Annotated in this window: 8 protein-coding genes; 3 read left to right on the top strand and 5 right to left on the bottom strand. The window is 62.4% G+C overall.

The features are described from left to right. Positions 1 to 24 precede the first annotated feature (24 nt). Complete coding sequence (locus tag ACOSV0_RS11295) at positions 25 to 519, bottom strand: hypothetical protein (RefSeq protein WP_028196609.1); 495 nt, start codon at positions 517 to 519, stop codon at positions 25 to 27. Between the two features lie 410 nt (positions 520 to 929). Between ACOSV0_RS11295 and ACOSV0_RS11290 the strand changes: the two genes are divergently transcribed. The 3 genes from ACOSV0_RS11290 (at position 930) to ACOSV0_RS11280 (ending at position 5,151) form a co-directional block, all read left to right on the top strand. Continuing rightward, positions 930 to 2,540 (top strand): sensor histidine kinase, encoded by a 1,611-nt coding sequence (locus tag ACOSV0_RS11290; RefSeq protein ID WP_434106271.1) that lies wholly within the window; start codon positions 930 to 932, stop codon positions 2,538 to 2,540. A gap of 78 nt (positions 2,541 to 2,618) precedes the next feature. Continuing rightward, positions 2,619 to 3,098 carry a response regulator gene (locus tag ACOSV0_RS11285; RefSeq protein WP_434106269.1) on the top strand — a complete coding sequence of 160 codons (480 nt, stop codon included), beginning with the start codon at positions 2,619 to 2,621 and terminating at the stop codon, positions 3,096 to 3,098. A gap of 79 nt (positions 3,099 to 3,177) precedes the next feature. Next, on the top strand, positions 3,178 to 5,151 hold the full coding sequence (locus tag ACOSV0_RS11280; RefSeq protein WP_434106267.1) for a response regulator: 1,974 nt from the start codon (positions 3,178 to 3,180) through the stop codon (positions 5,149 to 5,151). Positions 5,152 to 5,308: 157 nt separating this feature from the next. Here ACOSV0_RS11280 and mscL read toward each other — a convergent pair whose 3' ends face one another. The 4 genes from mscL to mfd all read right to left on the bottom strand — a co-directional run bounded on the left by mscL (position 5,309) and on the right by mfd (position 11,892). Beyond that, positions 5,309 to 5,758 carry a large conductance mechanosensitive channel protein MscL gene (gene mscL / locus ACOSV0_RS11275; protein ID WP_434106265.1) on the bottom strand — a complete coding sequence of 150 codons (450 nt, stop codon included), beginning with the start codon at positions 5,756 to 5,758 and terminating at the stop codon, positions 5,309 to 5,311. 87 nt (positions 5,759 to 5,845) lie between these two features. Then, positions 5,846 to 6,880 (bottom strand): threonine/serine dehydratase, encoded by a 1,035-nt coding sequence (locus ACOSV0_RS11270; protein WP_434106264.1) that lies wholly within the window; start codon positions 6,878 to 6,880, stop codon positions 5,846 to 5,848. A gap of 55 nt (positions 6,881 to 6,935) precedes the next feature. After that, the gene (argE, locus tag ACOSV0_RS11265) at positions 6,936 to 8,198 is read right to left on the bottom strand and encodes an acetylornithine deacetylase (protein WP_434106263.1); all 1,263 of its coding nucleotides are present in this window, start codon (positions 8,196 to 8,198) and stop codon (positions 6,936 to 6,938) included. 211 nt (positions 8,199 to 8,409) lie between these two features. Then, the gene (mfd, locus tag ACOSV0_RS11260; protein ID WP_434106262.1) at positions 8,410 to 11,892 is read right to left on the bottom strand and encodes a transcription-repair coupling factor; all 3,483 of its coding nucleotides are present in this window, start codon (positions 11,890 to 11,892) and stop codon (positions 8,410 to 8,412) included. Between the last annotated feature and the right edge of the window lie 29 nt (positions 11,893 to 11,921).

Below are 11,921 nucleotides of genomic sequence, written 5' to 3'. Positions count from 1 at the left end.
GAAAGAGATAATCGATTACCTTGATTACCTTAGCGAGCGCGGCGCGGCATCTCCCGCCGCATCCTGTCTGCGAACCCCGCGCCGGGCGCCGCCGACACGCGTGGCGCCGAACTCCGTCAGGATCTTGCCCCTGGCGCGGCTGGCAAACACCAGGAACCCGAAGCCATCGGCTTCATACCAGTACCCGCCGTTCTCGAGCCCGTCGAGCGGCTGTTCCAATGCATTGGTGATGGATTCGATACAGCGGCGCCGCAATTCGGCGGGTGCCGGATAGGGCGGCTGGGCGCCCCGTACGCTGCACAGGAGAACGTCGAGCCCGGGCAGCACATGCGCATAGAGCACCGGTTCGTCCTGCGCGCGAGCGCGCGCAATTTTGGTGTCGAGCTGACCGAACGGCTTGAAATGCCGTAGTACCGCGAGGAACGACTCATCGCCGTCCACCTTCGCGCGCCTACGCTTTTTCGGGAAGGACATAAAAATTCGCCTGAAAAAGAATTGCAAGAAACGCAGCGTCCTCATGCGACAACTCCCGGCTTCGCGCGCCGCACGTCGATCTTTTATAGCATACGACAAGGCCGGATTCACGATGATTCGGCGTCTACGCCGTCCCACCGCCTCCCGCACGAATCATGCCGAACCGCCTCGCCGCGCGCTTTCGCTTCCCAGCACATCTGTCTCCATCATAGACGCACGCGCCGCCGAAAAAACATCTCGTACCAATAAAAAAGTCATTTTTGTGTGGGCGGGCGCATCTTGTCGCTACATTGAAATATCTCACATTCACGTCGATAATGGCCCGTCCGGCTGCACCGTGGCGTGCTCGCCAGTCACGCACCGCAATGGCCGCCCAGGCGGGGTGGCAATGCGAGGCGCGTGGTCCGTGCAGGACTGGCAAGCGGGCCGCGGCTTGAACGACCCTTCGGGCGAACATGAAACTATTCACCAAGGGTTTGCTGCTGATTGCGGTGCCGAGCGTGGTCGAGCTGGCGCTTCTGGGCGTCGTCTTCGATACCCAGGAGCAAACGGCGCAGGCCGCGCAGTGGGTCAGCAACAGCAAGCAGATCCTTTATCAGTCGTCGGCCATTGTCGATCCGCTGCTGCGCCAGGCCGCGCGGGTTCGCACGGGCATGGTGGTCGGCGATCCGCTGTTTATCGACCGCCGTACAGTCTGGGTGGATATCGGCGACCGGCTTTCGAATCTCGAAACGCTGGTGGCCGATACGCCGCAACAGGTCGAGCGCGTGCGCAAGATGCAGCAGGCGATCGACACGTATCGGACGCAGGCCGCCACGATCTCGCAGGCTCTGCACGCAGGACACAACCTGAGCTCGTTTGCCGAACAGGACACGGGCGCGCTTCCCCAGCAGATCGCGCTGTTTCGCGATCAGTTGACCGAGTTCAGTAACGAGGCTTCGCGGCTCGACGCCGAGCGCGGCGCGGCTCTCGCCAGGCGGCGTGAACGCCAGCAATATGCGCTGATTGCCGCGGTGTTGGGCTCGATGCTGATCTGGGCGGCCACCGCCATGGTGTTTGCGCGCAGCATCGGCCGGCGGCTGGAGGTATTGACGGGCAATGCCGAGCGTCTGGGCCGCGGGCGGCAGCTCGCCGCGCCGCTGTCCGGCAACGACGAGATTGCCGCGCTCGACGCGGTGCTGCATCAGACGGGCGCGCGCCTGCGCGAGGCCGATGGCGAGCAGGCCAGGCTGAAAGCGCGGCTCGAGGCACGTGCGCGGGAACTGGCGGGCGTCAACGAGGAGCTGCGCCAGGAGACGCAAGACAATGAAATGTTCATCTACAGCGTGTCGCACGATCTGCGCTCGCCGCTGGTGAATCTGCAAGGATTTTCGAAAGAATTACAGGTGTCGTGCGACGAGCTGGACAGCATCGTCGAGGCGGCGAAACTGCCGGAAGACGAGCATCGGCGGATGGTGCATATTCTCGACGGCGACGTGCGCGAATCGCTGCAATATCTCCGCACCGCGGTAACGCGGGCGGCGGCGATCATCGACGCGCTGTTGCGGATTTCGCGTGCCGGCCGGCTCGAATACCAGTGGCAGCGGGTCAGTGTCGGACGGGTGGTAGGCCGCGTGGTCGACGCGCTGCAGAGCGTGATCAACCAGCGCGCGGTGGTGGTCACCGTGCGCGAGTTACCGCCCGCATGGGGCGACCCGGGCGCGATCGAGCAGATTTTCAGCAACCTGATCGGCAACGCGCTCAATTATCTCGACCCGGCGCGCAATGGGCGCATCGAGGTCGGCGCGCTGGAGCCGGAACCGGTCGACGAGACGGAACCGCGCGCATTGCGCACGCGCACTTATTATGTGCGCGACAATGGCCTTGGCATTCCGGCGGCGTATATGTCGAAGGTGTTCCGGGCGTTTCAGCGTCTGCACGGCGACGTCGCGAACGGCGACGGCATCGGCCTCGCGGTGGTGCGGCGTGCGGTGGAACGGCATGGCGGCCGCGTGTGGGTCGAGTCGGCGGAAGGCGCGGGGTCGACCTTTTTCGTCGTCTTGCCGGAACAGCCTGCGCGCAATTGAGCCGGGCCGGACCCTTGGGAAAATGGTGGGAACAATTAAGAGCATGATGCGAAAACAGATTGTCAGCACGGAGGGCATATGAGTCACGGGGAAACGGTCAGTATTGTGCTGATCGAAGATGATGACGGCCATGCCACGCTGGTCGAGCGCAATCTGCGCCGTGCCGGTGTTTCAAACGGTTTCGTGCGCTTTCGCGACGGCCAGCAGGCACTCGACTATTTCTTCGGCCCGGCGCCGGAGGACGCCGCCGCGAGTCCTTACCCGCCTCGCGAAGATCTGACGAATTTTGTCGTGCTGCTCGATCTGAAAATGCCGCGCGTGGATGGCTTCGAGGTGTTGCGGCGCCTGAAGGATTCGCCGCAGACAGCCGCGGTGCCCGTGATCGTGCTGACCACGACCGACGATCCGCGTGAGATCGCGCGCTGCTACGAACTGGGCTGCAACGTCTATATCACCAAACCGGTCGAATACGACGCGTTCATCGAAGCGGTGCGCCGTCTTGGCTTCTTCCTGCAGGTGGTCAAGCTGCCGCCAGGCCATCGCCTGGCCGCGCCGTGACGTACGGTTCCTGTGAAGGCGCTCCGAAAGCGGCCCATGACAAGATAGCTATACCAGACCTAGCCTGAGAAGACTCCGCATGACCGAAGAAGTGTCCACGCAGCCCGCCGCGTATGTGCTGGTCGTCGATGACGACGAGGGCATCCTGCGGCTTGCGCGCAAGTCGCTTGAACGCGCCGGCTGCCGGGTCGCCATCTGCGCGGGCGTCGAAGCGGCCCGCGAGCGGCTCACCGCGGGCACGCCTGACCTGCTGGTGCTCGACTACCAGCTCAGCGGGCCGGAAACCGGCCTCGACTTCTTTCGCCGTTTGCGCGCGGAAGGCGTGAGGATTCCCGCCATCCTGGTGACCGGTTTCACCGACGAATCCCGGGTGATCGAAGCGTTGCGCGCGGGTGTGTCCGACGTGGTGCCGAAATCCGGCGATTACCTCGATTATCTGCCCGAGGCTGTCGAACGGGTGCTCTCGCAAGTGCGCTTGCAGAAGGCCTCGGACGATGCCTTGCTGTTGCGCGACCGGGAACAGCATTACCGGACGCTCTCGGAGGCGTTGCCGCACCTCGTGCTCACCTGCAATGCCGCCGGCGATTGCGATTTCCTCTCGAAGCAGTGGTTCGACTACACAGGGTTGGGGGAAAGCAGTTCGTACGGCCTCGCGTGGCTCGATGCGGTGCATCCCGACGATCGCGAAGAGATTCGCCGTACCTGGCTCAAGGCGGTGACGAGCGGCGCCAGCGATTATCGGCACGAACTCCGGATTCGCCGCCACGACGGCGAATATCGCTGGTTCGACGTCCGGGCGGTCGCTATGCGCGACGCGGAAGGCAACGTCAGCAAATGGTTCGGCAGTTGCACGGATATTCATCCGCAGCGCGAGGCGATCGAGGAGCGCGAGCGCCTGCTTGCCTCGGAACAGGCGGCCCGCCAGATCGCCGAAGAAGCCAATCGGGCGAAAGACCGTTTCCTCGCCATGCTGTCGCACGAATTGCGCACGCCGCTCACGCCGGTACTGGCGGGCGCCAGCGTGCTGGAGATGATCCCGGATTTGCCCGATCAGGCGCGCTCGAGCGTGCGTATGATCCGCCGCAACGTCGAACTCGAAGCGCGCCTGATCGACGACCTGCTCGATCTCACGCGCGTGGCGAACGGCAAGCTGCGTCTGTCGCTCGAAACGGTCGACGTGCATGAGGTGATGGACAGTGTGCTCGAACTCTTCCACAGCGAGATTCAGGTCAAGCAGCAGGACGTGCACGTCGGCAAGAATGCGCAGCACCATTACGTGCTCGCCGACCGCGCACGCTTGCAGCAGATGCTGTGGAACCTGATCCGCAATGCCGCCAAGTTCACGCCGGATGGCGGCCATATCTACGTGCGCACGCAAGACGAACGCATGCACGTGCAAATCTCGGTCGAGGATACGGGCATCGGCATCGAACCCGAGCAGATCGGCAAACTGTTCAACGCGTTCGAGCAAGGCAACCAGAACATGACGCGGCAATTCGGCGGCCTGGGCCTCGGTCTCGCGATCACCAAAGCGCTGACGGATGTGCACGGCGGCACGGTGGTCGCACAGAGTCCCGGCGCGCACTGCGGGGCGACTTTCACGATCACGTTGCCGACTGCTGCCGCGCCTGCCCAATTAACGCCCGTTGCCGCGCCGGATGAGGTGCCTTCTTCCGGTCCGCTGACTATTTTGCTGATCGAAGACCACGTGGATACCGCCGAGGTGATGGGGCAGCTGATTCGCAGCCTGGGTCACGACGTGACCACGGTGGGCCGGGTGGACGATGCACTGGCCGCTACGCAGACTCAGACGTTCGATCTGGTGATCAGCGATGTGGGCTTGCCCGACGGCACCGGTCTCGATTTCGTCAAAGCGTTCCGCGAGCATTCGGATGTGCCGGCGGTCGCGTTGACCGGCTTCGGTACTGACGAAGATGTGCGCCGTTGTCTGAGCGCCGGCTTTACTTCGCATCTGACAAAGCCTGTCAATTTCGGACAGCTCGAGACGATGATTGAAAGCGCGGTGAATCAGAAGGCGGAAAAGGACGTTTAGTGTATTCGCCGGGTCGACAGGGTCGACCTGGGTGGCGTACTTTGCACGCGGCATGAAAAAGGCCTGTGGCGATTTCTTCGCAACAGGCCTTTTTTATTTGCGCCGGCTAAGGAGCCGGCGCGGCTGCCTAAGTTGGCTGAATTTGACTTAAGCCAGCTTAACGCGGCGGCGCGTTTTTCAGCGAGTCGCGGATTTCACGCAGCAGCACGACGTCTTCCGGTGTCGGCGGCGGCTCTGCCGGTGCGGCTTCAGCCGGCTTGCGCAGATTGTTGATGAACTTGACCATCAGGAAAATGATGAACGCGAGGATCACGAAGTTGATGGCCACGGTGATGAACGAGCCATAACCGAACACCGCCACGCCTGCCGTTTGCAAGTCTTTATACGACTCGGGACTGCCTTTGAAGCTGGCGGGAATATCGCCGAGGCGAATGAACTTGTTGGAGAAATCGAGGCCGCCGGTGGCAACACCGACAACCGGCATGATCAGGTCTTTAACAATTGAATTGACGATGGTGGAAAATGCACCGCCGATAATCACCCCGACGGCGAGATCCATTACGTTGCCTTTCAGGGCAAATTCTTTAAATTCCTTAACCATGCTCATATGCGTTCCTCCCAGAAGTCGATATGCGAATCATACCAATCTGAGAAGGATAGGCTAGTCTTTTAGCAAGGAAATAGCGGAACGACTTTACTCTGGACGCTGTGACTGACTATGGCGCGCCCGCTCGATATGCGCGGCAAAACTGACAGGGTCGGTGTTGGTGCCGCATAGCAGCACGCCTACGCGTTTGCCTTGCACCTTTTCGCGCAGCGGCCCTAGCAGCGCTGCCGTGGCCGCGGCGCAGGCCGGTTCGACCGCTAGTTTCAGTTGTCCGAACAAGGTCAGCATGGCCGCGCGCAACTGGTCGTCGGATACGGTGACGAGCTGGTCGATATGACGGCGGCACAATTCGTAGCTGTATTCCTCGGTATGAGGTGACGCCAATGAATCGGCAATGGTGTGCATGTGGCCCAGCTTGACCGTGTGATTGGCCGCGAAGCTTTTGCCCATTGCATCCGATCCTTCCGGTTCGACGCCGTACACGTGCACGCGCGGATTCGCGAGCCGCATGGCGGTGGCGACCCCGGCAGCGAGACCGCCGCCGCCGATCGGCACGATCACCGCTTCGAGGTCGGGCGTTTGCGTGGCCCATTCGTAGCCGAGCGTGGCCGAGCCCAGCACGGTGCGATATCCGTTGAACGGGTGCACAAAATAACGGCCTTCCTCCGCCTCGATACGGCGCACCAGCTCGAACGCCTCGGCAATGTTTTCCGCGAACACGATCTCGGCGTGATACTGCCGGCACAAGGCAACGCGTGCAGGGTTGGCCGCACGAAACAGCACGACCTTCGCGCTGATGCCAAGACGCATTGCCGCGTACGCGACCGCCACCGCATGATTGCCGCCCGATACACAGGTGACGCCCGCACTGCGTTGTGCTTCGTCGAGTGCGAGCAGATTGGTGAACGCGCCACGCGCCTTGAAGCTGCCGCCTGCCTGCAGCAATTCGAACTTGAAATTCACCACCGTGCCTTCCAGCGACGGGAAGTCGAGCCGGTCGAACACCGGCGTTCGCGTTACCCACGGGGTCAACGCAAAGTGCTGCGTGGCGATGTCGTCGAGTGTGGGGATCGGCTCACCGTCGATCGTATGGTCGGTGTGCTGCGGCGTGGCGGTTGACATGGTGTGGGCGTGTTTTTCCTCGATATGGTTCAGACCGTTTTCGCAGCGATCAGTTTCAGTGCGCGTGCGCGTCGACCGACATGCTGTGAATGAATTTTTGCAGAAAACGTTCGCATGCCACGAGCTGATCCAGCGCCACGAATTCGTTGGCTTTGTGCGCCTGCTGGATGTCGCCGGGACCGCACACAATGCTTGGAATGCCCGCCAGCGAGAACAGCCCGGCTTCGGTGCCGTATGCGACCTTGCGCTTGTCCTGGTCCGCGGTCAGCGCGCGCACGAGTTGCGTGATCGCGGCTTGCTCAGACGAATCGAGACCTGGAGCCGCGGCGATTTTGGATATCTCGATGGCCGCGGATGGATGCTCGCGCAACATTTTCGGCAACAGCGTTTCGCGCGCATATTGATCGATGCGCGCGAAGATCGGTTCGGGATCGAGCGTGGGCAGATTGCGGAATTCGAACTGGAATTTGCATTCGGCGGGCACGGTATTGATCGCGTTGCCGCCTACGATCGTGCTGGTTTGCGCGGTGGTGAAGGGCACGTCGTACAGTTCGTCGAACGGGCCTTGCTCGCGGAATTGATCGGCCATATCGCGGATGTAGCAGATCAGACGCGCGGCGTATTCGATGGCGTTCAAGCCCTTCGGCGTAAGCGACGAATGCGCGGCCTGGCCGCGCACGCAGCATTGATACGCGTTGATGCCTTTGTGCGCCACGATCGGGCGCATGCTGGTCGGCTCGCCGACGATGCAGCCCTCCGGCTTCACGCCGCGCTTCATCAGATCGGCAATCAGGAGCGGCGCGCCGACACACCCCACTTCCTCGTCGAACGACAGCGCGAGGTGAATCGGCTTGGCGAGCTTCGTGCGCTGCATCTCGGGCACGAGCGAAAGTGCCGCGCCGATAAAGCCTTTCATGTCGCAAGTACCGCGGCCGTATAGCTTATCGCCGCGAATTTCCGGCTTGAACGGATCGCTGTCCCATTGCTGGCCGTCAACAGGCACCACGTCTGTGTGGCCCGACAGCACCACGCCGCCGTTAGTCTCGCCGTCGTGCGCGGGAATCGTTGCGAACAGATTGGCCCATTTGCCGCTTTCGTCGTGGGTGAGCGTGGCTTCGATGCCGAGCGCGCGCAGTTCATCGCGCACGGTCTCGATCAGGCCGAGATTCGGATTACGGCTCACCGTGTCTATCGACACGAGACGGGTTACCCAGGGGAGCGAGGCAGGCAGAGAAGCTGACAGCGAAGCAGGCGAGGCAGAATTCGATGCAGAGGAGGGCGTTTGCGAGGACTGCGCTGATTCAGCGACGTGAGACATGACAAGACTCCAGCATTTGAGTCTTTCGATCATACCCAAAAAAAACGCACCCGTATGCTGCGGCGCGCGTTTGCGCACCGCAGCATGAACGAAAAACGGCTAGACGTACCCCGTTTTTCTCATGATGCCGGCATGGGTGCCGGTATCCGCGCCGGTGTTGGAGCCGGTGTTGGCGCGATACCGGTGCATCGGCACATAACGGCGCGATCCGTTAGCGCGCAATAGCCGCGGCCGCCGTGCCGCGGCTGGGTGTTCCGAGTGCCCGCAAGGTTTCTTTCACCGTCGCCACACGCACGGCCAGATCCGGGCTGCGCGTTTCGATACGCAGCTTGTCCTGGCCCGCGAGCTTGATGTGCTTGTGCTTCTGCACCATTTCGATGATCCGCATCGCGTCGATCGGCGGATTGGGGATGAACTGCAGGCCGATCACGGTTTCGCCCGCGTCGATCTTCGAAATGCCCAAAGGCTTGGCCGCCAATCGCAGACGATGCGTCTCGACGAGCGCATGCGCTTGCGGCGGCAACTTGCCGAAGCGATCGATCAATTCCTCCTGGATGCCGTCGATCGAATCGTTGTGTTCGCAATTGGCGAGGCGCTTGTAAAGCGACAGACGCTCCTGCACGTCGCCGCAATAATCCGCCGGCAGAATCGCGGGCGCGTGCAGATTGATCTCGGTGGTCGCGGCGAGCGGCGCGGTGAGGTCCGGCTCCTTGCCTTCCTTGAGCGCCTTCACAGCGTCGTTCAGCATGTCGGTATAGAGCTGGAAACCGATCTCCTGAATCTCGCCCGATTGCTTGTCGCCGAGCACTTCACCCGTACCGCGAATCTCGAGGTCGTGCATCGCGAGGTAGAAGCCCGAACCGAGTTCCTCCATCTGCTGGATCGCTTCGAGACGGCGCTGCGCCTGCTTGGTCAGTCCTTGCGGGTCATGCACCAGCAGATACGAGTACGCCTGGTGATGCGAGCGGCCCACGCGGCCACGCAACTGATGCAATTGCGCGAGACCGAATTTGTCGGCGCGGTGAATCAGGATCGTGTTGGCGCTCGGCACGTCGATACCGGTTTCGATAATCGTCGTGCACAGCAGAACGTTCGCGCGTTGCGCAACGAAATCACGCATCACGCGTTCGAGTTCGCGCTCATGCATCTGTCCATGCGCGACCGCGATACGTGCTTCGGGCACGAGTGCTTCGAGCATCTGCCGGCGATTCTCGATCGTCTCGACTTCGTTGTGCAGGAAGTAGACCTGGCCGCCGCGTTTCAACTCGCGCAACATCGCTTCGCGAATCACGCTGTCTTCTTCGCGACGCACGAAGGTTTTGATCGCGAGGCGCTTTTGCGGCGCCGTGGCGATCACAGAGAAATCGCGCAGACCTTCAAGCGCCATGCCGAGCGTACGCGGGATCGGCGTGGCGGTGAGCGTGAGCACGTCGACTTCGGCTCGGAGGGCTTTCAGCGCTTCTTTCTGACGCACGCCGAAACGGTGTTCCTCGTCGATGATCACGAGCCCCAGCCGCTTGAACTGCACATCCGACGACAGCAGCTTGTGCGTGCCGATCACGATATCGACCGTGCCTTCGTTGATCTGCTGGATCGCCGCGTTGACTTCCTTGGCCGACTTGAAGCGCGACAATTCGGCAATGCGTACCGGCCAATCCGAAAAACGGTCCGTGAACGTTTGCGTGTGCTGTTCGGCGAGCAGCGTGGTGGGCGAAAGCAGCGCAACCTGTTTGCCGCCCATCACCGCGATGAACGCCGCGCGCAATGCCACTTCGGTCTTGCCGAAACCGACGTCGCCGCACACGAGGCGGTCCATCGGCTTGCCGCTTGTCATGTCGCCGATCACGGCGGCAATGGCGGCGGCCTGGTCCGGTGTCTCCTCGAAACCGAAGGTGTCGGCGAACTTCACATAGTCTTTCGGTTCGAGCGCGAATGCATGGCCCTCGCGCAGCGCGCGGCGGGCGTACAGGTTCAGCAGTTCCGCTGCGGTGTCGCGGATCTGCTGCGCGGCTTTGCGTTTGGCCTTTTCCCACTGGCCGGAGCCGAGCGAATGCAGCGGCGCGCTTTCCGGATCGGCGCCGCTGTAGCGCGAAATCACATGCAGTTGCGCGACCGGCACGTAGAGCTTGCTGTCGCTCGCGTATTCGAGGTGCAGGAACTCGGTTTCGCCTTCGCCGAGGTCCATTGTCACGAGACCCATATAGCGGCCGATGCCATGCTGCGAATGCACGACCGGATCGCCAATCTTCAGCTCGGACAGGTCCCGCACCATCGAATCGACGTTGCTGGCCTGTTCCTGGCGGCGCCGTCCCGCGCGACGTGCGAGCGGGCCGTAAAGCTCGGTTTCGGTGATGATCGCGATGCCGTCGACGGGCACCGCAAAACCGTTCGCCAAAGGCGCGACGCCCAGCGAAAAACGTTCGTTGCCCGTCAGCCAGTCCTGGAAGCTGTCGCTCGAGACGGGCCTCAGATGATTGTCGGCCAGCAGTTGCAACAGCGTTTCGCGACGGCCGGCCGATTCGGCGGCAAACAGCACGCGGTTCGGCGTGGTGTCGAGATAGGCGCGCAGGGCGGCGGCCGGATCGTCTGCGTGGCGGTCGAGTGCGAGATCCGGCAGCGGCACAGACCAGCCGCCGCCCGCGTTGGCGGGTAAGGCGAGCCGCGCAAACGGCTTGGCGAACGCAAAGAAGTCCTCGTCCGAGAGGAACAGACGCTGCGGCTCCAGAATCGGCCGGTCGCGATCGTGCGAGAGGAAGTTGTAGCGCTGTCTGGTGTCGTTGGTGAAGCGCCGGATCGCCGCGTCCAGATCGCCGACGAACGCCAGTTGTGCGTCTTCGGGCAGGTAGTGGAACAGCGTCGCCGTTTCTTCAAAGAAAAGCGGCAAATAGTATTCGATGCCCGCCGACGGCACGCCGTTGCCGATATCCTTGTAAATCGACGCGCGGCTCGGATCGCCCTCGAAGGTCTCGCGCCAGCGGCTGCGGAAGGCCGTGCGCGCGGCTTCGTCGAAGGGGAATTCGCGGCCGGGCAAGAGACGTACGTCCTTCACCGGATAGAGGCTGCGCTGGGTGTCCGGATCGAACGCACGGATCGAGTCGACCTGGTCGTCGAACAGGTCGATCCGGTACGGCAGGGGCGAGCCCATCGGGTAGAGATCGAGCAGCGAACCGCGCACGCAGTATTCGCCGGGACGCACCACCTGGCTCACGTGCTCGTAGCCGGCAAGCGTTAACTGCGCTTTAAGCTTGGCTTCGTCGAGGCGCTCGCCTTGCGAGAAGGAGAACGTGTAGCCCGCCATGAACGAGGCAGGCGGCATCCGGTACAAAGCGGTGGTGGCGGGCACCAGCAGGATGTCGCAGCGGCCTTCGCCGAGATCGTGCAGCGTGGCGAGGCGCTCGGAGACCAGATCCTGGTGCGGCGAAAAGGTGTCGTAAGGCAGCGTTTCCCAGTCCGGCAGCAGGCGCACGCGTGCTTCGGGCGCGAAAAAGCCGATTTCCTGCGCGAGGCGCTGCGCGTCGACAGCGCTTTCGCAGACGACCGCCAGCAGCGGCACTTTCTCGCGATAGGCGAGATGGTAGCGGGCGATCAGCAGCGCATCGGACGAGCCGTGCGTGCCGTCGAAGGTAAAACGCTGGCCGGCCTTGACGAGCGCGACGGGCGGGGAGTACTGCGATGATGCGGCGATGTCTGGCATAGAAGAGAAAAGGCGGCCTCAGGCTCACA

The organism is Paraburkholderia caffeinilytica, assembly GCF_051027425.1.
GTDB lineage: Bacteria > Pseudomonadota > Gammaproteobacteria > Burkholderiales > Burkholderiaceae > Paraburkholderia > Paraburkholderia caffeinilytica_A.
Note: the sequence above shows the minus strand (reverse complement) of the source record. Positions and strands in the feature narration are given on the sequence as shown.

Bases quoted from the DNA above. Each gene is read 5' to 3' on its own strand.
- ACOSV0_RS11280 (WP_434106267.1), top strand. From the start codon at position 3,178: ATGACCGAAGAAGTGTCCACGCAGCCCGCCGCGTATGTGCTGGTCGTC.
- ACOSV0_RS11270 (WP_434106264.1), bottom strand. From the start codon at position 6,880: ATGTCAACCGCCACGCCGCAGCACACCGACCATACGATCGACGGTGAG.
- ACOSV0_RS11295 (WP_028196609.1), bottom strand. From the start codon at position 519: ATGAGGACGCTGCGTTTCTTGCAATTCTTTTTCAGGCGAATTTTTATG.
- mscL (WP_434106265.1), bottom strand. From the start codon at position 5,758: ATGAGCATGGTTAAGGAATTTAAAGAATTTGCCCTGAAAGGCAACGTA.
- argE (WP_434106263.1), bottom strand. From the start codon at position 8,198: ATGTCTCACGTCGCTGAATCAGCGCAGTCCTCGCAAACGCCCTCCTCT.
- ACOSV0_RS11290 (WP_434106271.1), top strand. From the start codon at position 930: ATGAAACTATTCACCAAGGGTTTGCTGCTGATTGCGGTGCCGAGCGTG.
- ACOSV0_RS11285 (WP_434106269.1), top strand. From the start codon at position 2,619: ATGAGTCACGGGGAAACGGTCAGTATTGTGCTGATCGAAGATGATGAC.
- mfd (WP_434106262.1), bottom strand. From the start codon at position 11,892: ATGCCAGACATCGCCGCATCATCGCAGTACTCCCCGCCCGTCGCGCTC.